The 18,877-nt window shown below is 63.3% G+C and carries 20 protein-coding genes; 10 read left to right on the top strand and 10 right to left on the bottom strand.

The features are described 5' to 3' along the window. Positions 1 to 6: 6 nt before the first annotated feature. The 3 genes from AOT83_RS01605 to AOT83_RS01595 are packed head-to-tail and all read left to right on the top strand — an operon-like array spanning position 7 to position 1,967. Positions 7 to 651: a TetR/AcrR family transcriptional regulator gene (locus tag AOT83_RS01605; protein ID WP_057965709.1), complete on the top strand. Its 645-nt coding sequence runs from the start codon at positions 7 to 9 to the stop codon at positions 649 to 651. Positions 652 to 681: 30 nt separating this feature from the next. Continuing rightward, complete coding sequence (locus tag AOT83_RS01600; RefSeq protein WP_057965708.1) at positions 682 to 1,602, top strand: carbon-nitrogen hydrolase family protein; 921 nt, start codon at positions 682 to 684, stop codon at positions 1,600 to 1,602. Beyond that, positions 1,599 to 1,967, top strand: coding sequence for a hypothetical protein (locus AOT83_RS01595; protein WP_057965707.1), 369 nt, complete (start codon positions 1,599 to 1,601; stop codon positions 1,965 to 1,967). Before AOT83_RS01600 ends, AOT83_RS01595 begins: the two co-directional genes overlap by 4 nt. A 21-nt stretch (positions 1,968 to 1,988) precedes the next feature. Here AOT83_RS01595 and AOT83_RS01590 read toward each other — a convergent pair whose 3' ends face one another. The 3 genes from AOT83_RS01590 to AOT83_RS01580 all read right to left on the bottom strand — a co-directional run bounded on the left by AOT83_RS01590 (position 1,989) and on the right by AOT83_RS01580 (position 6,295). Next, entirely contained in the window at positions 1,989 to 2,828 is an 840-nt protein-coding gene (locus AOT83_RS01590) for a class I SAM-dependent methyltransferase (protein ID WP_057965706.1), read from the bottom strand. Positions 2,829 to 2,894: 66 nt separating this feature from the next. Further along, positions 2,895 to 5,837: an RND family transporter gene (locus AOT83_RS01585; RefSeq protein ID WP_057965705.1), complete on the bottom strand. Its 2,943-nt coding sequence runs from the start codon at positions 5,835 to 5,837 to the stop codon at positions 2,895 to 2,897. Beyond that, a complete protein-coding gene (locus AOT83_RS01580) occupies positions 5,834 to 6,295 on the bottom strand; it encodes an MmpS family transport accessory protein (RefSeq protein WP_030095879.1) in 462 nt (153 codons plus the stop codon). Before AOT83_RS01580 ends, AOT83_RS01585 begins: the two co-directional genes overlap by 4 nt. A gap of 129 nt (positions 6,296 to 6,424) precedes the next feature. Between AOT83_RS01580 and AOT83_RS01575 the strand changes: the two genes are divergently transcribed. Beyond that, on the top strand, positions 6,425 to 7,060 hold the full coding sequence (locus tag AOT83_RS01575; RefSeq protein ID WP_030095880.1) for a TetR/AcrR family transcriptional regulator: 636 nt from the start codon (positions 6,425 to 6,427) through the stop codon (positions 7,058 to 7,060). Positions 7,061 to 7,072: 12 nt separating this feature from the next. On the opposite strand, the gene AOT83_RS01570 is transcribed toward AOT83_RS01575, so the two are convergent. From AOT83_RS01570 to AOT83_RS01555, 5 genes are read right to left on the bottom strand one after another with little or no spacing between them, the layout of a single operon-like run. Then, the gene (locus tag AOT83_RS01570) at positions 7,073 to 7,456 is read right to left on the bottom strand and encodes an Rv3654c family TadE-like protein (RefSeq protein ID WP_165592863.1); all 384 of its coding nucleotides are present in this window, start codon (positions 7,454 to 7,456) and stop codon (positions 7,073 to 7,075) included. Next, entirely contained in the window at positions 7,416 to 7,700 is a 285-nt protein-coding gene (locus AOT83_RS01565; protein WP_198530420.1) for a TadE family type IV pilus minor pilin, read from the bottom strand. The genes AOT83_RS01570 and AOT83_RS01565 overlap by 41 nt, the downstream gene beginning before the upstream one ends. Before the next feature lie 41 nt (positions 7,701 to 7,741). Next, positions 7,742 to 7,933 carry a DUF4244 domain-containing protein gene (locus AOT83_RS26595; RefSeq protein WP_030095883.1) on the bottom strand — a complete coding sequence of 64 codons (192 nt, stop codon included), beginning with the start codon at positions 7,931 to 7,933 and terminating at the stop codon, positions 7,742 to 7,744. 51 nt (positions 7,934 to 7,984) lie between these two features. Beyond that, a complete protein-coding gene (locus AOT83_RS01560; protein WP_057965702.1) occupies positions 7,985 to 8,569 on the bottom strand; it encodes a type II secretion system F family protein in 585 nt (194 codons plus the stop codon). Further along, a complete protein-coding gene (locus AOT83_RS01555; protein WP_057965701.1) occupies positions 8,566 to 9,339 on the bottom strand; it encodes a type II secretion system F family protein in 774 nt (257 codons plus the stop codon). The genes AOT83_RS01560 and AOT83_RS01555 overlap by 4 nt, the downstream gene beginning before the upstream one ends. A 299-nt stretch (positions 9,340 to 9,638) precedes the next feature. Here AOT83_RS01555 and AOT83_RS01550 point away from each other — a divergent pair, with 299 nt between their 5' ends. The 5 genes from AOT83_RS01550 to AOT83_RS01530 all read left to right on the top strand — a co-directional run bounded on the left by AOT83_RS01550 (position 9,639) and on the right by AOT83_RS01530 (position 15,544). Further along, positions 9,639 to 10,388: a hypothetical protein gene (locus AOT83_RS01550; protein WP_232783340.1), complete on the top strand. Its 750-nt coding sequence runs from the start codon at positions 9,639 to 9,641 to the stop codon at positions 10,386 to 10,388. Positions 10,389 to 10,449: 61 nt separating this feature from the next. After that, the gene (locus AOT83_RS01545; protein ID WP_057965700.1) at positions 10,450 to 11,700 is read left to right on the top strand and encodes an ImmA/IrrE family metallo-endopeptidase; all 1,251 of its coding nucleotides are present in this window, start codon (positions 10,450 to 10,452) and stop codon (positions 11,698 to 11,700) included. Positions 11,701 to 11,722: 22 nt separating this feature from the next. Further along, a complete protein-coding gene (locus AOT83_RS01540) occupies positions 11,723 to 12,925 on the top strand; it encodes a tyrosine-type recombinase/integrase (RefSeq protein WP_057965699.1) in 1,203 nt (400 codons plus the stop codon). Further along, the gene (locus AOT83_RS01535) at positions 12,912 to 15,143 is read left to right on the top strand and encodes a tyrosine-type recombinase/integrase (protein WP_057965698.1); all 2,232 of its coding nucleotides are present in this window, start codon (positions 12,912 to 12,914) and stop codon (positions 15,141 to 15,143) included. The genes AOT83_RS01540 and AOT83_RS01535 overlap by 14 nt, the downstream gene beginning before the upstream one ends. A gap of 5 nt (positions 15,144 to 15,148) precedes the next feature. Then, positions 15,149 to 15,544, top strand: a complete 396-nt coding sequence (locus AOT83_RS01530) for a DUF6262 family protein (RefSeq protein ID WP_232783339.1) — start codon at positions 15,149 to 15,151, stop codon at positions 15,542 to 15,544. Between the two features lie 176 nt (positions 15,545 to 15,720). Here AOT83_RS01530 and AOT83_RS01525 read toward each other — a convergent pair whose 3' ends face one another. Together AOT83_RS01525 and AOT83_RS01520 are read right to left on the bottom strand one after the other, a co-directional pair. Next, positions 15,721 to 17,139 (bottom strand): DUF1254 domain-containing protein, encoded by a 1,419-nt coding sequence (locus AOT83_RS01525; RefSeq protein WP_057965696.1) that lies wholly within the window; start codon positions 17,137 to 17,139, stop codon positions 15,721 to 15,723. A gap of 38 nt (positions 17,140 to 17,177) precedes the next feature. Continuing rightward, positions 17,178 to 17,453: a hypothetical protein gene (locus tag AOT83_RS01520; protein ID WP_078313447.1), complete on the bottom strand. Its 276-nt coding sequence runs from the start codon at positions 17,451 to 17,453 to the stop codon at positions 17,178 to 17,180. Between the two features lie 326 nt (positions 17,454 to 17,779). On the opposite strand from AOT83_RS01520, the gene AOT83_RS01515 reads away from it, so the two are divergent. Then, positions 17,780 to 18,649: an AraC family transcriptional regulator gene (locus AOT83_RS01515; protein ID WP_232783338.1), complete on the top strand. Its 870-nt coding sequence runs from the start codon at positions 17,780 to 17,782 to the stop codon at positions 18,647 to 18,649. Positions 18,650 to 18,877 lie beyond the last annotated feature (228 nt).

The following is an 18,877-nucleotide window of genomic DNA, read 5'->3' as shown; positions in this document are numbered from 1 at the left end:
CGGTGGGTGCCTGAGACCAAGGGTCGACGTCAAGACCGCCGCACCGCCGTAACGACAGCGGCAATCCTCGACGCGGCCGAAGGACTCTTCGTGGAGCGCGGGTTCCATGCGGTCACCATGGACGCCATCGCCGATACCGCCGATCTCGCGGTTGGTTCGATCTATCACCACTTCAAGAACAAAGAGCGTCTCTATCTCGCACTCGTCGAGCGCGCCTTGCTGGTCAACGAGGAGGCGATGGCAAAGGCCTTCGGCAAGGGGCGCACGCCGATGGAGGAACTGCGCGCTGCCAGTGATGCCTACTGCGATTTCCATCTGCAGAACCCCGGGTACTTCCGCATGATCGCCCTGCGCACTCTCGACGTTCCCCCCGGAGATATGGCCGACGAAGTCGAACGCCGGATCGCCGACAAGGTCGAGTCGCTGGTCGGCGATATCGCTGATGTACTCCGCCGCGCCGACGCCGCAGGTGAGCTGTACTGCACAGATCCGGTCCGGACATCCATCTTTCTGTGGGGCGCATGGAATGGCGTCTTGTCGCTCAATTTGCGTCCTGACAGGCTGCGCCTCGAGCCCGCCGAGATGCAACGCGTCTTGGCCTTGGGGCGCGAAATCATCGAGCGCGGCCTCGCCCGCACCAAAGTCTTGTAGGAGCGTTCAGTTTTGTAGTAGCGTTCGGTTATGGTTCTGGCGGCGGCGATCCAACTCGAAGCAGTCATCGGCGATGTCGCCGCGAACCTGGACAGGTGCTCCACGCTCGCCGATAAAGCCGGCCAATCCGGCGCGCGCATCATCGCGTTACCCGAGTTCTTCACCAGCGGGATCGCCTTCGATCCCTCCTTGAAAAAGGCCACCCTGCCCTTCTCGGGAGAGGCCACCGAACTGCTGTGCTCACTGGCCCGTCGCTACGACGCGCTCGTCGGCGGCTCGTTCCTGTGCCGGGACGGAGACGGGCACGTCCGCAACGCCTACGTCGCAGCGGATGCGACGGGAGTGGTTGGGCGCCACGACAAGGACCTGCCGACCATGTGGGAGAACTCCTTCTACATCGGCGGCCGGGACGACGGGGTGTTCCGTGCGGGCGCGTATGACGTTGGGGCTGCCGTGTGTTGGGAGCTGATGCGCACCCGCACCGCGCAACGCATGCGTTCACGGGTCGACCTGGTGATGACCGGTTCTGGCTGGTGGTCCGTACCTCCATGGCATCCACGCTCGACATTCGAGGGGATGGAACGCCGCAACCACGAGACAGCCCGGGCCGCGGCGGGCACCTTCGCCAAATACGTTGGAGCACCGGTTGTTCACGCTGCACACGTCGGCGATTTGCGCTGCGCTATGCCTTGGATTCCCCTCGAGTACCGGGGGCATTTTGAGGGTTCCGCACTAATCACCGATGGTGCCGGGCATGTCATCGCCGAACGTCGCCCCGAACAGGGCCAGGGCATCCTCCTCGGTGAGATCGACCTCGGACGCCAGGCACCCACGGCCGAGATTCCCGACCGCTTCTGGCTGCATCCCCGCGGCGCACTCCCCACCGCCGCATGGCATTACCAACGGTGGCATGGCCGGCGGTGGTATCGCAGAAACATGGTCAGCGCATGAACCTCGTCGTCCGCATCGGCCTACTCGAGCTGGCATTCGGGGCAATGATGGGGTGGGCGGTGGCCGCCAACTTCCTTGCCCCGCAACTGCTCAAGCGCATCGGTGTAACGAACGGCCGCAGGTTTCTCCAGGCCCATCTGGACTACATCATGATGGGAATACTCCTGATCGCGGTGGGGCTCGCCGTGCCGGGAATGCCCGGCTGGCTGGCCGCCGTCGTGGTCTTTGGCGCGCTGCTGAACCCAACCCTGTTTCTACCGATGGCGTTCAAGGAGGATGTTACGTCCACCGCGGTTTTCAAGGCTGTCACGTTCGCCTCATTCGTGGCAACCAGTGGCGGTCTGGCTTTGGTTGCAGTCCAATAGGATTGGCAGCCGCAGCCCGTTTCAGGCCGTCTTCGTGGCCCTTATCGTGTACGTAAGGGGCATGACACCCGACCGCTCGCTCAGCGCCCATTCACCTCCGGGCCGCGGCGTCATATGGCCGGGAAGTGCCTCCCAGGGAACACTATCGTGCTCGGTCAGGAGATCGATGCGCAGACCGCTGGTGATCAGAGCCGTCACGATCTCGCCGAGAGAGTGGTTCCATTCGTAGGTCGTTGAAGCCTGAATGACCTTGTCCGTTGGGACGTATGTTTGACCGTCGTCCCATTCCAACGGTTCTTCGTGCTCGAAGTACGGGTGTCGCAGACGCAACTCGTCACCAACGGAATCATCCATCGACCACAAGATCGGATGACCTTCGCGGATCACTAGAGCCCCACCGGGAGCAAGGAGCGCCGAGACCACCTCCGCCCATGCGTCAACGCGAGGAAGCCAGCACAGCGCCCCAATCCCGGTGTAGACGAGGTCGAAGCTATTGCACGGCAGTACTTTTGCTGCATCGTGAACGTCTGCCTCTACGAAGGTCACGACATCACCCGTCTCGGCGGCCAGTGTCCGAGCCTCCCGGATAGCGTCCTGTGAGAAATCCAGGCCCGTCGCGACGGCACCCAAGCGGGCCAACGAAATCGTGTCCGTCCCAATATGGCACTGCAGGTGCACGGTGTTCTTGCCGACGATGTCACCGAGCACCGGCAGGTCGAAACTGACGACATCCGAGAGCAACGAGCCGTTGTCGACGAACTCCTGCACCTGATACCCCGAGCCATCACGTGCCGCGTGAATTGCGGCTCGCTCGTTCCAGTTGGCCCGATTCGCACCCAACCAACCAGCTCTGTCACTCATGGCTGCCATCCTATTGGCGCGTACAACCTATTTAGCTGTACGGACAATGATCAGGTCGGCAATCTATTAAACCGTTGCGCTAGTGGGCTCGTCCGGTTGCGGGCCACGTTCGGGCTCATCTCTAAACGTGGCGCGTTTCCGGGTGGGGAGTTTCTGCGGCCACCAGAACCAGGGCCCCAGGAGCCTGGCCAACGGCATGACCAGGAACAGCCGGACGATCATCATGTCGAAGATCAGGCCGATGCAGATAGTGGACCCCGCCTGGCCGATGTTGACGACATCGCTGGAGAGCATAGCCAGCATAGTGCCGGCGAGCACGAATGCCGCGGTGACGGCGACGTTGCCTGAGCCTGCGATGGTACGAATCAGACCGGTGCGTATTCCGGCAGAGAGCTCTTCGCGGTATCGGGAGAGCAATAGCAGGTTGTAGTCGCAGCCCACCCCCACTAGCACGATGAACGCAATAGGCAGCGTCAGCCAATGCAATTCGATACCGATCAAGGTCTCCCAGATGAATGCCGCCAAGCCAAGGGAGCCCAGGAAAGACAGCACCACAGTGATCAGGACAATCACCGAACCGGCCAGGGTACGGGTGATCACCATGACGATCAGGAACACCAGACCGAACGTCGCCAACATCATCGTCAAGATGTCGTTCATGGAGAATGCCTGCACATCACGGTAATTCGCGGATGCACCGGCTACCAGCAGATCGACATTGGACAGCGATGTCCCCTTGATCGCCTCGTGGGCGGCGGACTCGGCGCGCTGAATCTGATCAATGCCCTGGGGACTCATCGCTTCGCCCTCGTGGTAGATCAGAATCCGTGCACCCTTGCCGTCAGAGGTCATCATGAACTTCAACCCTGTCTGAAAGTCCTTAGTTTTGAACGACTCCGGCGGCATGAAGAAGAAGTCGTCATTCTTGGCGTTGTCGAAGGCCTTACCCATATCGACCATCGGGTCGATCATGGGCTCCAGCTGGGCGATGGTGGCGTGGAAGAGGCTTTGCATCGTCAGGGTCAGCTGCTGCATGACAGCCATGTTCTGCACCATGGCATTGAGCTGCGTGATCATCTGCGGAGTGGCCGCATCAACCATGCTCAGCCCGTCTACCATCGGGCCCAGTTGCGAGGTCGCTTCGTCAATGTTGTCGACCGATTCATTCAACGAGCGCATGGCCCAACAGATCGGAATGTCGAAACAGTGAGGCTCCCAATACAAATAGTTACGTATCGGGCGGAAGAAGTCATCGAAGTTGGACAGGTTGTCACGGGTCTTCTCCATCGCGGCCTTCAGACCCCGGGAAGCCTCCACGGACATCTGCGTACCCGCGGACAACTGGCCGGTGATGTTCGCCATGTTCTTGCTCAACTCCATCATGTCCCCCATCCGGGCGGCCATGGTGTCGATGTCGGTTACGCGGTCTTTCAGGAACCCCAGATTCTGACCGATCTTGGTTCCCATCGAACCCATCGCATACGGCAGCGAGGCGTGTTCCAGCGGCCGGCCATTCGGCCGGGTAATGCTTTGCACCATCGAAATACCCGGCGTACGAACAATGTTCTTCGCGATCCGGTCCAAACTGATCATGTCGGTGGTGTTGCGCATGTCGTGATCGGCCTTGATGTACAAGGTGTCGATCGAGAGCTGACTCGGCTGGAAATGCCGGTCTGCGGCGTCATAGCCGCGAGACGACTCGACGCTCTTGGGAGCGTAATCGCGATCGTTGTAGCTCACCGTATAGTTGGCCAGGTTCGCGATACACAGTGGAATCACCAGCGCTGCAACCGCAATCATCGCGACAGGCCACTTGGCGATCGCCGTGCCCAGCTTGCGCCAGACCGGGCTGGTCTTGGCCGGCTCGGAGAGCCAGGGGATCTTGCTACCCAGTGTCAATAGGGCCGGCCCCAGCGTGAGCGCCGCGATGACGGCGACGACCATTGCCACAAAACACGGTGGCCCCAACGTCCGGAAGTAGTCGAGGGTCGTCAGGCTCAGGCACAGGCACGCACCCGATATCGCAATGCCCGATCCCAGAACAACGTGGGCCACGCTGCGCACCGAGGTGTAGTAGGCGGACTCCCGGTCCTCCCCCGCACGCCGGGCCTCCTGAAAACGGCCCAGATAAAAGATCCCGTAATCGGTGGCGACACCGAGAACCAACGACACGGCCATGTTCATCGCGAACGACGAGATCCCGATGACGTGGTTTTCGACCAGAAGGGAGACCACGCCACGGGCCGTGGCCAGTGTGATCAACACACCGATCAACGGGATGATCGCCCGAGTAAACGAGCGGTAGGCGATGAGCAGCATCGCGATGATCACCACGATGGTGACGATCGTCAGCGTGACCATGCTCTCGTCGGCGGCATTGAGAGTGTCCGAGGCCAAAGGCGCCGGCCCACTCACATAGACCGTGAGCCCCTCGGGCTTGTCCTTGTCCAGCTTCTCGATGATGCCGCGGATGGCCTTGATCGACCTGTTCGAGTCGGCGTCACCCAAATCTCCGGCAGGACGCACCGTCAGCGTTGCGGCCTGCGCGTCGGCGCTCTGCTGACCCGACCTGGTGACGGGATCGCCCCACAGATTCATGAGCGACTGCACGTGCTCTTTGTCGTCGAGTAGACGGCGAACCATCTCGTCGTAGTAGCGGTGGTCCTGCTCGCCGAGCGTGCGGCCCTGAGCCTCCAGGACAACTACCGCCATGCTGGTGTAGTCGGACTCTTCGAAGTCCTGCCCCTGCGTGATGGCAGCGGCCGACGAGGGTGCGTCACGGGGAATCATCGCCTTGGCATTGGCCGCGGTCGTTTCTTCCAGGGTGGGCACGAAAATATTGAGGGCTGCGGCCGCCAGCACCCAGAAGATCACCACCGGAATAGCCAGCACGCGGAGCAATCGCGCAGGCCCAGGGCGCTTCTCGGGTTCCTGCGCCACCGGCGGTGCGGGCGCTACCAGTACCGGACCGGTCGTCGCGTCCTCCGGCGGCTGCTGACCCGACGTCATGCTGCCGTCACCGTGCACGCGACCGCGGCACTGGCATGGTTGACGACCTGTTCCTCGCGGACCTCGCCGTTGACCCGGATGCGGCAGCCCAGCGAGTCCCCGTCCACCTGGGCGACCAGGCTCAGCGACGCGGCCGACGACATCGTGGTTTCAGAGACCGACCACGGCAATGCGGTCAGCACGACGTCGACGGGTTCGCTGTTGAGGTTGGCATAGGACACCTTCCCGCTGGTTCCCAAATTGCCGAACACCTCGTAAGTGACGTTCTTGGGATTGATCTGAACAACCGTGGCCGGAATCGGACGGGTGGTCGGCGGATGGCTGATTGCCTGCGACTTCTCCCGAATCCGATTAACTCCGAAGCCAACGACCACGATGACGATGAGCGCCACCAAAGGCATCCACAACGTGCCGAGAAGTCGACCGGCACGGCCTCGCGACTGTTTGTGCCGACTCATAGCTGAGTACCCCTGACCTGGACGGGATGGATAGCGGACACGCGATCCTCCTTGCCGCTCGTGTCGTTGTTACCTTCGGTAACATAGCTCTTGTTACCAAAAGTAACAAGTCGGCTAGGCTGTTGAACTATGGAGGCAGCTTTGACGTCCGGCGTGGGCTCGCGTCGTCCGTGGGCAGAGCGCCACGCGCACCTGCTGGACACCGCCGAGCAGTTGTTCTTCGAGCGCGGCTTCGCCGCAGTGTCGTTGAGCGATATCGCCCAGGCCGCAGGCGTCACCAAACCCATTGCCTACCGTCACTTCACAACCAAAGACGGCGCATATCTGGCGTGCGCGCGGCGCGCACAGGCTGATTTCGCGCAGACGCTGATACAGCGGGTAGATCCCACGCTGACCGTGCGCGACCAGTTCGCCACCGCCGCCGACGTGTTCTTCGAGCTCTTGGAGACTCATCCCGAGCGGTGGGAACTTATTTACGGCAGCGCCGCGGTGTTGCCTGCCGAGTCACGTGAAGAACTCTCCGCCTTGCGGTTGGACAACATCGAGACGACCTATGCGCTGATCACCAAGGACCATCCCGACGTACCCAAGCTTTTCGCCGAAGGACTCTCGCACGCCATGTCCGGTGCAGCCGAACGCCTCGGGCATTGGTGGCAGTCCCGCCCCGACCTGGACCGCCAACACATGATCGACATCTACGTCGAAATCTTCTATGCCGCCGTGGCCCCCTATCTCGATTCACCGCCATCAACAGACAAACGCTGATCAGTACCGCCGTCACCCGTCGCCGGTGACCGGGCCTGCACGGGCCGCCGCCCGGGCCGGACCCACACCGAACCGGCCAAACATCGCCGGAACACTCACCCCGACAACAACATCGAGATCCTCAACTACGCAGCTGTTGACAGTGGCGCCCATCCTCCGGGCAACAACGGCAACCTTGTCGCAGGCGGAAGCCGCGCCGTACAGCGCACGCTGTGCACCAGCCAGCGCAGATAGATCAGCGGCGGCCTGCGCGCGATGCCGCGCCACCACCGCCGAGCCCACCGCGGCGCCTCCTGCGGTCAGCGCCAGCAGCACGACAATCATCGCCACCGCGACGATGGTCGCCGAGCCTTCCTCAGCCCTCGGGTTCCATCGCGGAAACCGACTCGGCGGCAATCGTGATGGCGGGCAACAACCGGCTTCTCGCGGTAACCCGCGCCACCACGTAATCACCGTCTCGCCGAACCTCGACCACTGCGCCTCGAGGAGCAAGGCGGTGTGCGACCCGTCTCCCACCGCCTTCGTCACCGCGGGCGACCAACCGTGCCACCTCACGCGAGGCGTCCACACAACGCACCTGCATCGACACCGCTTGAATACCCGCAGAACACAACACGAGTACGGCCACCAATGCTGCGATACCGAACGCGGCTTCGACGGTAACCGCTCCGGTGTCGCCGGCTAGACGGCGGTGTTGAGCGCGCGCGTGATGATGTTGGTAAGCGCACTGACAATCGAGTCCCCGGTGACCACCGTGTAGAGGATCGCTCCGAAGGCCGCCGCCGCGATCGTCCCGATCGCGTATTCGACGGTGGACATGCCGTCCTCTGACTCGACGACCACCACCATCCGCCGACGTAGCGTCGTCAAGATGTTGCGTATCAATGGATTCCCTCCCTATTAACCCCGCGGTCGGTCCGCGGGTCACAGCACGCCACTACTGAACACATCCCGCGCCAAACCCATGACGACAGGCACAATGCCCAGACAGACGAAGGCCGGCAGAAAGCACAGACCCAGCGGCGCCCCGATAAGCACACCGGCCCGTTCCGCAGTGGCCACTGCCGAATCCAGCGCATCCCTGCGACACTGAGTGGCCAACGAGGCGATGCCATCAGCCATCACCGCACCGGAGTCGGCTGATCGCCGCGCCAGCCTGGTCAGCGTCTGCCGCTGCTCATATCCCGGATCATCCGACGGTCCCGGGTCAGCCCAGGCCGCAGACGCCGGGGCCCCCAAGGCGAGCATCTCACCTGCGCGATTCAGGATGCGGGCCAGTTCCGACGGCGCGCACGACGACACCACTAACGCGGCGGTTGCGACCGGCATCCCCGATCGAAGACACACGCTGAGCACATCAAGACTGAATGCCATTCCCAATAAACCTTTTTCAGCCACGCGGCGATCAGCAGAGACAATTGCGTCGGCACGCGACAGCCTGACCCGAGCACGCAACGCTCCCGGCGCGGTCACAATCGCCGCGGCCAGCATCAGCAGCGCTGCGGTCATCGCAATGCCTTCCCCGTAATAGCGTCGGACCACAGCAGACCTGCACACGCCAGTGCCACCCCAACGACGAGCAGCACGCCACCGAACCCACCTGAGCTCAGCACGGCGAGCGGTTTGGCTCCGATCATCTGCCCCAACCCGATTCCCGCTGCCGGCAGACCGGTGAGCACTGCCGCGGTCGCGCGAGGCCCGGCAAGCCCGGCGTTAACACGTGAGGTAAATCGTTGCCGCTCTTGCAGGTCCGTCCTACATGCGTCAAGCAGATCGGCAACCGCGAGACCGTGCCGTTGGGCCAGTGCCCAGCCGCTGCCGATCCGATCCCACTGGCCCGCCAATGGCCCCAGTCTCGGCATCGCCGGATCCAGTTTCACCCCGAGACGTGCGCGTGCGGCCATTGCCGCGAACACCTCCCCGACCGTTCCGCCAAGCTCCGCCGCAGTGATTTCGAATGCGCGCACCGGATGCGCGCCAACCCTCAGCTCGCCGACGAGCACATCAAGGCCGGACTCCAAAACAGCCAGTTCCTTCGACTGGACCTTCAGCCGGGAGCGGCGACTCCACCACATGCACAGGGTTCCACCCACCACCCCCACCGCGATCACCACCGACAGAGGCAACAACCACAGGGCCGCCAGCACCAGCACTCCCACAGGGGCTGCCGCCAGTTTCCAGTTCCACCGCCGCGAGGAAGCCCTCCGCCGTAGGCGTGAATACCTTTGCGGTGCAACAAGTAACGCAACAGAGAGCAGCAGTAGGGCCTGCGGTGTCATGTAACACCCCGCGTGATCAATGCATCGAATCGCTCCGCGCCGGAACGAGGTCCACCATCTAGATTCCATGCGGGTATCACCCGCGCTATCCCGTCGTCGGCCTTGCACACCACCGCGATCTCAGTCAGTTTCCGAGTGTTTCCAAACCGCCTGATGTGACATACGCACTGATCACGTTATCTGTAGCTAAATCGGATCGATGTGCGAAACATTGAGCTCCATCTGCAGCTATACCATCAAGTACATGTCCCTTATGAGGGGGCCGAGCAATACAATCGCGGCAAGCACGCCGTTACGGCGTGTTGCTTGCGCAGGCAGCTTTGTTATGCGAAATTCGCATGGTGAACCTACAAGAGCGGCTGCGCAAGGCTGTGGTCGATCATGGGCCGTCGTTAGCGACGTTGCGCCTGGACCTGGAAGTCGTAATTCCCAAGGTCGGGCAGATGTGGCAGGAGTGGTTCACCGATCCGCGGGACATTCATGGTCAGGCGTTTTGCACGGATGTTCGGCAGATGATTTTGAGGATGCGCGAGTTACGTCCGCCGATTCCTGGGGACACTTTGTTGACGACGAGGGGCAGTGGACTGTCAGTGCGGATCGGCGATTGCCATGGCATGGATTTCCGGTCGAGGCGTTGGCCTTCAAGGGTTTTGCATGGCGAACGAGTGCGGGTTGTGACCAGTCCAGGCGGCGGCGAGCTGCCTCTGCTTCGGCCGAAGGCCGCAATCGGTGGTCAGTTGGCTTTGGACGAGGAGTTGCCGGAGCCGTTGTTTCCGGCGCCGATTGTGACTGCAGCGGGTGCACCGGATATCTTCGCGCTGTGGTGGCCGACCGAGGATGGATGGGGATTGTCGGAGGCGGTGTTGGCGTTCGTGGTGGACGTCGACAGTGCCTCACGAGTACAGATTTTGGCAACGGAGCCGCTTCCGCCAGTAACGCTGTCGCCTTTGATGTCTCAGGGGCCGCGCGAGCAACGTCCGGTCGACGACTTCGGCGAGTACGAGCCGCCGATGTTCGGCACGGGCGAGGATCCGGACGAGCCGGCGTAACTGGTTGGTTCGTCGGGGGGCGAGGTATTTGTCAGTGGGTGGTTGTTGAATCGGGGTCGCGATGAAGTCGACCGTGGATGTGTATGGATTGAGGGTCAATCAGGCCCGGGTCATGCGTTCCATGACTGCGACTGCTGTCATGGAAGCGTTGGGGTGGAAACATTCTCGGCTTAACCGGTTGGAGAAGTCGACTACTACGGCATTACAGGTGCAGGATTTTGAGCATCTAGTTGAAGTGTTGCGGTTTCCTGCCAGGTTTTTCACTACCGCGCCGGCCTCGCGGGTGCATCAAGGCGATCTGCTGTTCAGGGCGCCGCGATCGATCACGGCCACTGAACGCGAGTATCTGGCTCAGTTCGCAGCGTTGACCGGGGATTTCCTTGATGAGCTGAACGCACGTACGCAGTTGCCTCCGGTGAAGTTGCCGATACAGCCGCTGGATACCCCTGTCGTGCGGGCTGCTGAAACTGTGCGGCGCAGTTGGGGTTTGGATCCGCATGCGCCGATTGAGTATCTGACTCATGAAATTGAGCGCAGCGGTGTTGTGGTTGTGGTGCGCCGTTTGTTGACTTCATCGTCGCGGCGCATCCTTGGCGATAGCGACTCCACCGGCAAGCTCGATAAGCATCTGGGCTATTCGGTTCGGGTCGGAGAGTTCAACACTCGCCCATTAATAATTGTGCGACAGTCCAATTCATGGGAACGTACCCGATGGACACTGGCACATGAGATAGGTCATTTGACATTGCACGCCTCAGGTAATGTCACCGAAACCTGTGAGGAGCAGGCCTCACAGTTCGCCTCCGAGCTTTTAGCGCCAGCGGCAATGCTGGCCAAAGAGGTACCACGATCGCCGTCGCTAGCCGAGCTGTTGCCAGTGAAAGCCAAATGGGGTTTATCGCTGGGAGCCTTGCTCAGGCATCTGCACACCGCCGAGCTGTTGTCCGAGCCGAAGTTCGACGCACTGCGCCGCCAGCTATATACCCGAGCCAACCCCGAGACAGGCACAACCTGGGGACGGGTAGAGCCAGGATGGGATGACCGCGAGGTAGAGCGGCCCCGCCTGATCAGCAAGTGGCTGGAGATGGCGTTCTCGGCACGGTCAGCAGCCATGCTGGCGCCTTACGGTCTGCCGTGGCCCCAAGACTTGTTGGAGGACTTTATGGCCGGGCAGCGGCCAGCCCCCCAGGCGACGGTTGCTCCATCCATGCCGGACACTCTGCGGCCAGCGGTGCGAACGTTTCCGGCAGCGGTGGCGCAGGTGGGCGGCAACAATGTCATTGCGTTTTCGTCGAGAAGCCGCCGCGGCTAACCACGAATAGGGGTGGTGGCCGGTGGCACGTGTGCAGCGGGTGATCTTTCCCGATGGGTCGCTTACCCACACGGTGGTCGGTGCTGATCACCTGCCAATTGCGCCGGCGGCCCAGTATTTGACGTTTCTGCGCGACAGCGCGGCGTCGCCGAATACGGTGCGCGCGTATGCGGCGGGGTTGGCCGCATGGTTCACGGTGCTAGAACACACCGGCGATGCGTGGGATGACTTTCCCACCACCTTGTTCGGGGCGTACCTGCGGTATCTGCGCACCGGGGATCTGCCCGGTGCTACGCGCATCGGGCAGCCAGCGGCCAAGTTGGTGGCCTCCTCGCTGCAGCCGAGGGCTGCTGCGGTGTTGTCGATGTACCGGTTTCACGCCGACGCCGGCACCACCGACGTGCCTTACCAGCGGTTGTTCACCCAGCGCGGCCGGTGGCGCCGCTACCGACGCTATGTGGGTTTCCTTGACGGGGTAGGTCCGCGCGCGCAGACCGATCATCCGATCTACCCGGTGCGCGCCCCTAACCGCTCCACCACGCCGGTGTTATCCCCCGGACAGGTCGCCACGATCTTGGATGGCTGCACCGTACAGCGCGACGGAGACTGGCTGCACGGACCGGCCGCGCTACGCAACCGGCTGTTCTTCGCGACTCTTGCCGAAACCGGGATGCGCCTGGGCGAAGCGTTATCGCTGCGGCACAGCGATTTTCATATCGGTGCCGGCGCCACCCCGTGGATCGAGATCGTCGAACGCCAAGATCATCCGCACGGCGCCCGCGTCAAAACCGGGTCACGACGGCTATACATCGGCGATGACCTGGAAGCCCTGTATTCGGAGTACGTGTGGCAGCTGGTGTCGATGAACGCCGATATCCTCGTGGAGGATCTGGAGCATCATTTTGTGTTCGTGAATCTGCAACGCGGGAAACTGTTTTCCCCGATGCGCCAAGAAAACGTGTACGACAAAGTGCGGGCACTGCGCAAAGCCCACGCGAGCCTGCCGCCCGATTGGACCCCGCACTGGCTACGGCACACCCATGCCACCGCACTGCTGCTTAACGGGGTACCTGAGCATGTCGTGATGCGCCGCCTCGGGCACGCCGACGTGCAAACCACCCTGTCCATCTACGGGTGGGTGACCCAGGATGCGGCGATGCGTTCGCTGGCCGGATGGAAAAACTACGTCGCCGGATGGAAAGGCTTACACGATGGCCAACCATGACGATCACCCCGCCGCCCACACCACGCCACCGCGTCAAGGCAGGTGGGCGGCGCAATGGGCGCTGGTGCCGTTGCCGTGGCAACGGCCCATCTACCGCATCGCATCCGAACCGACTGACCGCGTGTTCAAACCCAACAGCTACTACCTGCACCAGCGCGGCGGCGCCGACGAGCACGACTTCACCCCCGCCGGCACCCCGGCCAGGTTCGCCGACGAAATCGCCTGGTGGGTTTGGGTATGCCACACGGAGGGACTGCGCCGGATTGACCCGTCGATGCTGCGGTGGGCCGTCGGGGCGGTCAGTGCCGCCAACACCGAATACCGCAGCCAACAGGGCCGCACGCCAACAAGTGTCGCCGATATACCCGCCGAGATGATCGTGCGGCAGGCGATGGTGCTCTTCGAACGGCGCAACGGCCGGCTGCCCGCCCCGGGCACCCGCCGCAACGTCACCGGCCTCATCGAGCACCTGCACCTGTACATCTGCGTACGCTGCACCGACAACGACTGGTGGAGCGCCAACACCTGGGATATGTGCGCCGACCCACGTATACCCCAACGCGAACACGAACCACGACACGAGCAAACCATCAAACTGGCTGGCATCGAACCGGCCTGGCTGCGCGAAGGGGTCCGGTTCTGGCTGCGCATCAGCCTGGACGCCGAACTGTTGCGCTGGTCCTCCGCGATCGGCCGCGCCCAAACCATGGGGCGGCTATTTGGGCGATTCGTCAACGATCGCGGCTACAGCGACCCGCCCCTGTCTTCCGACCCGGCGCAGCTGCGCCTGATTTTCGCCGCGTTCACCGAATACCTGAAAACCCCTGCCGCAGCCTCAGATCCAAACAAACCCCTAACACCGAACACGATCGATGCCACCCAGTCGATCGTGCAATCCTTCTACACCTTCATGGTCGACCACGGCCCCGAAGCCGCCGCAGCCACCGGTGATCGGCGATGGGAAAGCCTCAGTGCCGCCCACCTACGGCTGTGGGGACCGAAGTTTCATGCCCGCCGTACCCGCAACACCCGCGAGCTGACCTGGTACAGCACCGCCGATTTGCAGCAGATGCTGTCCTACCTCGACGTGCTGGCCGCCCAGCGCGGCGCGCGGGTACCCGTGACGCATCCGGACGGCACGGTGTCACTGGTCAAAGGTCTCGGTGATCCGCAGGCGGCGCGAATCTGGCTGCTGCAGGCCCTGACCGGGCGGCGCGCCTCGGAAATCCTGATGCTCGACCACAATCCACTTGCGGTGATCCCCGGGGCTGAGCGGCCCACTGAGTCCGATGACCCCGATACCTTCGTGGCCAAACTGCGCTATCAGCAGACCAAAGTCGACGGCGTGGCACCCTCCATCCTGGTCGAGCAAGCCGTGGTCAATGTCATTCGCGAACAACAACGCTGGCTCACCGACGCCCACCCGCACCTGTCGCCGAAGTACCTGTTCATCGGTGTCAAACAAAGTCTGGCCGGGCGCCGGCCCCGCCCCTATGCCACCTACCGTGCCTCGCTACGCAAACTCGACGACCTGCATGGACTAACCGATTCGGTAGGGAATCCGTTGCAGTTCACCCAAACCCACCGGCTTCGGCACACCCGGGCCACCGAGCTACTCAACGACGGTGTGCCGATCCACGTGGTGCAGCGCTACCTGGGACACAAAAGCCCCGAGATGACCATGCGCTACGCCGCCACCCTGGCTGCCACCGCCGAAGCTGAATTCCTCAAGCACAAGAAGATCGGTGCTCACGGCGTCGACATCGGGATCAGTCCCGCCGACATCCTGGACATGACCCAGCTGTCGGCACGTACCGACCGTGTCCTACCCAACGGCGTCTGTCTACTGCCGCCGCTGAAATCGTGCGACAAAGGCAACGCCTGTCTATCGTGCGGACACTTCGCCACCGACGCCACCCACATCGCCGAGCTCAAAGACCAGTACGCCAAGACCACCGCCTTGATCGAGCTGCGCCGCAACCAACACCGGCAGCGCACTGGCCGCGAACTGACCGACGACAACGTGTGGATCGCCGCACGCCTGCGTGAACTACATTCGCTGCAAGCAATCCTGGACCGCCTCACCAACGAGCAGAGCCTCGCCCATGAGGCCATTGCCGGGGCCGGGACCGCCAACCGCATCCCGATAGAACCGGTAGCCACCCGCGGCGCCCACGACTCCGCCCTTCGCAAAGCCGAACCCCAACGGCCGACATGACCGTAATGCCAGCAGCGCAACGGGCCCTCGATGCTCACACCCGAAAACGCCGCGAACACGCTGACGCACGCATCCAGCAAGCCATCAAACGGCTACGCCGACGCGGCGCAGCCATCAACATCAGCACCGTAGCCCGCGAAGCGGGAGTCTCACGCAGTGTGATTCACCGCCGCCCGGAACTACGTCAACAAATCAACGCGCTACAACTACTGGAAGCCGTCCCCGACGAACCGGCGCCCCTAACACCCACAGACATCGAAAGCAGCATTATCGCCGCACTACGCACCCGCCTGAAAGCCAAAGAAGCGCACATCGCCGACCTTAAAGGTCAACTCCGTGAGAAAGAGACCATCATCGCCACCCTGCACGGAGAACTCGCCTGCCGTCCACTAGCAGATTGAAGTTGCTGGATCTCAACTCGACAAGATGAGAACGAGGGGCCAATGTTGCCACCGAATCTGCGTCATTGCCCGACTGGGAGCGCACCGATCGCGGGCCGGCGAAAACCAGACGGTGCGAAGTGATGGCGCTTTGGTTTCGCGTCGTTCCGATCGCTCTGCGGTAGGTAGATGGCCGGTTAGATCCTTTCGGCCTGCGGTGCCTTCCAGGCGCCGTTGAGCGCCTCCTCCTTGGGCCAGTACAGCCGCAGGATCATCTGGAACGGCCCGTCCGGCGCGGGCAGCCAGTTGGTCCCCTCGTCGGCGCCGGGCGACTGGTTCTGCACATGGATCGTGATGCCACCGTCTGGATCGTGAATCAGGTGCGGCAACATCGGCGAGTTGATGAGGTATCGGTTGATGGGGTTGGCCACCAGCAGGCTCTGCGGCATCTTGTACATGGTGATCGACCAGAACGAGTTCACCGGCGGCAGCTGCCCGGGCGCGAACCGCAACGTGTACTTATCTGCCCCGGTCAGCGGCGCACCGGCGGAGTCGGTGGCGATCACCGGGTACATGGCTTCCTGTGCCACGTTGCCGTAGATGCCCAGCACCGAGCCGGCCATCCGGTAGAGGTATTTGTTGCCGAGCTCCGCGTGGGTGCCGAACAGCTGCCCGGAGGTCACCTCGCCGGTATTGAGCTTCTCCTTCTGGAACGTGGTCAGCTCTGCCCAGGCGTCGGCCATGCCGTCCTTGACAGCCCGCAGGGTCTCCGGGCTCATGGTGTCGGGGTTGAAGTCGCCGTCAAGTCCGATGCCGATGGTCGCGAACTTCTCCCGCAGTTGCTTCTCGTCGGGCAGCACGGGCGCCGTCTTCAACACGAAGTTGAGGATCTGGAAGAACCTCGGCGAGGTCTTCTGCTCGTCGGGGGTCAGCGGGGCGATGAAGTTCATCGCGGGAGCTGTTGCGGCGGGCTTGTTTTCGAAGGCCGACAGCGGTTCGACGACGTAGCCGGCCTGGATCTTCTTGACGTTGTCGATGTCAGCGGGGTCGAGCAGCTGGGTGCGGTAGATCACCAGCGAGAAGTCGGTGTCCGAGCGGATCACCTCGTTGATCCCGGCGGGTTTGTCGCCCTTCCAGCTCGGGCCGGCCAGCAGGTACTTCCCGCCGCCGTTGCCGGTGGTGCGACTGCCCACGTAGGCGTAGTCGTAGGTGTAGCCGTCGAAGAACTGCAACGAGTAGTAGCGTCCGGCCTCGATCGGTGGCACCGTCAGCACGAGAGGCTCAGCTCGCAGATCAGCACCCAGCATCGTGTACGGGGTGTCGGAGTTGGGGGTCTGGATCGTGGTGTCCGCAGGGGTGAAGACCCGCGCGATGCTGTGGGGATGGTTCCAGTCACCCTTGTACTGCGGGTTGGCTTTGTCCACGAAGTACGAGTGCTGGATGCGGTAGTTGTCGACCATCGGGAAGCCGTACGCGTAGGCCTCCTTGGCGATCTCGCGCACCTGCTGCGGCGTCGGCGCCCCTCTCGAAGCCGCGGGTGATTCGTCGGACTTGCCGCCGCAGCCGGCGGTCGCGGCCATCAGCAGCACAGCCAGCCCTGAAACCCAGACCTTCATTCGTTTCCCTCCATGGTGAGTCTGTTCAATCTCGCTCGTCAGCAGGGCTGCCCGGGCGGGGTGAAGTAGGGGACGTCTTCGACTGTGTAGCACGGGATCTCGCCCGGCACGTACGGCACGTGCTGGGCCGCGATCGCGGTGCTCACGGCGACGTCACCGGCGATGTTGGTGCAGCCGGCGGCCGAGAAATGCCTACCCCCGGCGCTGGCGCACACGTCCGCCGAAGCGGCAGGCGCCGCGACGACCGGCGCGAGGGCCAGCGGGGCGGCGACCAACGCTGCGGCCGCCAGCAAGGTGGTGGTGCGATTCTTCACAAGTCTCCTGTGGTTGATCGTCGCCGCGGCCCACCACCATCGGCCGGTCACAACGAGTCGTGGTCCCCCGACCGGGCACCACTCTGCAGCATCCGGCACCCATTCGTCTTGACTCCGCTGGACAGCTTCTTGATGATGCTGGACATGCAGCTAGTCCCCGGATCGTCGCTCACCGGGTTCGCGCCGCTGGTCCGCGCTCATGGCGGGGACCCGGACGCGCTACTGGCCGTGGCCGGCATCGACCCTGTCGACGCGGGACACGACGACCGATTCATTCCGCTGCGCAGCGCCATCACCGCGGTCGAAGCGCCGCCATGGTGCTCGACGTGCCCGACTTCGGGCGCCAACTCGGCCGGCGGCAAAGCATCGACATCCTCGGCCCCGTCGCCGTGGCCGCCCGCACCGCCGCCACGGTCGCCGTGGCGTTCGACGTCCTGCTCACCTACATGGACTCCCACAGCCCCGGCATCACCGCGCGCGTCACCGATCACGCCGATCCGGCGCTGCGGCGGTTCGAGTACGGGTTCCTGCTGCACCCGCCGCCCCCGCAGGCCCAGGCCCTCGAACTGGCCCTCGGTCTGACCCTGCAGGTGCTGCGATTGTTCCTGGGCGGCGCCTATCGGCCGGTGGCCGTGCACATTCCGCACCCGCCGCTGGAGGCCGGCGCCGACTACCGCGTCTACTTCGGTTGCACACCCCACTTCACCGAGCCGGTCGCCGGGTTCACCCTGCGCGCCAAGGATTTGGAGCGCCCGCTCTACCACGATCCGCTCGCGCACCGGCTCGCGCTCACCTACCTGTCCGAGGCCCACGGCCGGCGAACCCAGGACGTCGCCGACACCGTCCGCAGCGTGGTGCGCCAGCTGCTGCCTACCGGGGAACTGTCGGCCACGCTGGTCGCCCGCCAGTTCGGCATCCACCCCAAAACGTTGCAGCGGCGCCTCGCCGCGAAAGGCACCACCTTCCCGGAACTGGTCGACCTAACCCGCCGCGAGCTGGCCCACCGGCTGCTCACCGGAACTGACCTGCCCGTGTCCCAGGTAGCCCGTCAGCTGGGATACGCCGAGCACAGCGTGTTCACCCGCGCCTGCAGGCGCTGGTTCGGGTTGGCGCCGACGGGGTACCGCGACAGACCCGACTCGACCGCTGGAATCCGCGACGATGCACCGGACCCACGGCGAGGACTCCGGATGTGACACGGGCAACCCCCGACGACAAGCTGCCTCCGCGAGAACTCGTGGCACGTGAGGCGCCCTCGAGATAGATGGTGCTGGGGCGCGCATCCAGTAGGCGATTAGCCGTGCTCCGCATCTCCACAAACCACCGAATCCACGCGTGACTGCAATCCTCGACAAGTCCACCGGGGGCACGTGGCGTTGAAGGTGCCCGCAAGCCTTGAACCTCCCAACGGTAACGAGTCCCGT

Origin of the sequence: Mycobacteroides sp. H001, from assembly GCF_001440005.1 — a bacterium.
GTDB classification, from domain to species: domain Bacteria; phylum Actinomycetota; class Actinomycetes; order Mycobacteriales; family Mycobacteriaceae; genus Mycobacterium; species Mycobacterium gwanakae.
Note: the sequence above shows the minus strand (reverse complement) of the source record. Positions and strands in the feature narration are given on the sequence as shown.

What these genes read in the sequence shown, in the direction of transcription:
- AOT83_RS01600 (WP_057965708.1), top strand. Translation starts at nt 682, where the DNA reads ATGGTTCTGGCGGCGGCGATCCAACTCGAAGCAGTCATCGGCGATGTC.
- AOT83_RS01595 (WP_057965707.1), top strand. Translation starts at nt 1,599, where the DNA reads ATGAACCTCGTCGTCCGCATCGGCCTACTCGAGCTGGCATTCGGGGCA.
- AOT83_RS01590 (WP_057965706.1), bottom strand. Translation starts at nt 2,828, where the DNA reads ATGAGTGACAGAGCTGGTTGGTTGGGTGCGAATCGGGCCAACTGGAAC.
- AOT83_RS01585 (WP_057965705.1), bottom strand. Translation starts at nt 5,837, where the DNA reads ATGACGTCGGGTCAGCAGCCGCCGGAGGACGCGACGACCGGTCCGGTA.
- AOT83_RS01580 (WP_030095879.1), bottom strand. Translation starts at nt 6,295, where the DNA reads ATGAGTCGGCACAAACAGTCGCGAGGCCGTGCCGGTCGACTTCTCGGC.
- AOT83_RS01575 (WP_030095880.1), top strand. Translation starts at nt 6,425, where the DNA reads ATGGAGGCAGCTTTGACGTCCGGCGTGGGCTCGCGTCGTCCGTGGGCA.
- AOT83_RS01560 (WP_057965702.1), bottom strand. Translation starts at nt 8,569, where the DNA reads ATGACCGCAGCGCTGCTGATGCTGGCCGCGGCGATTGTGACCGCGCCG.
- AOT83_RS01555 (WP_057965701.1), bottom strand. Translation starts at nt 9,339, where the DNA reads ATGACACCGCAGGCCCTACTGCTGCTCTCTGTTGCGTTACTTGTTGCA.
- AOT83_RS01545 (WP_057965700.1), top strand. Translation starts at nt 10,450, where the DNA reads ATGAAGTCGACCGTGGATGTGTATGGATTGAGGGTCAATCAGGCCCGG.
- AOT83_RS01535 (WP_057965698.1), top strand. Translation starts at nt 12,912, where the DNA reads ATGGCCAACCATGACGATCACCCCGCCGCCCACACCACGCCACCGCGT.
- AOT83_RS01530 (WP_232783339.1), top strand. Translation starts at nt 15,149, where the DNA reads ATGCCAGCAGCGCAACGGGCCCTCGATGCTCACACCCGAAAACGCCGC.
- AOT83_RS01525 (WP_057965696.1), bottom strand. Translation starts at nt 17,139, where the DNA reads ATGAAGGTCTGGGTTTCAGGGCTGGCTGTGCTGCTGATGGCCGCGACC.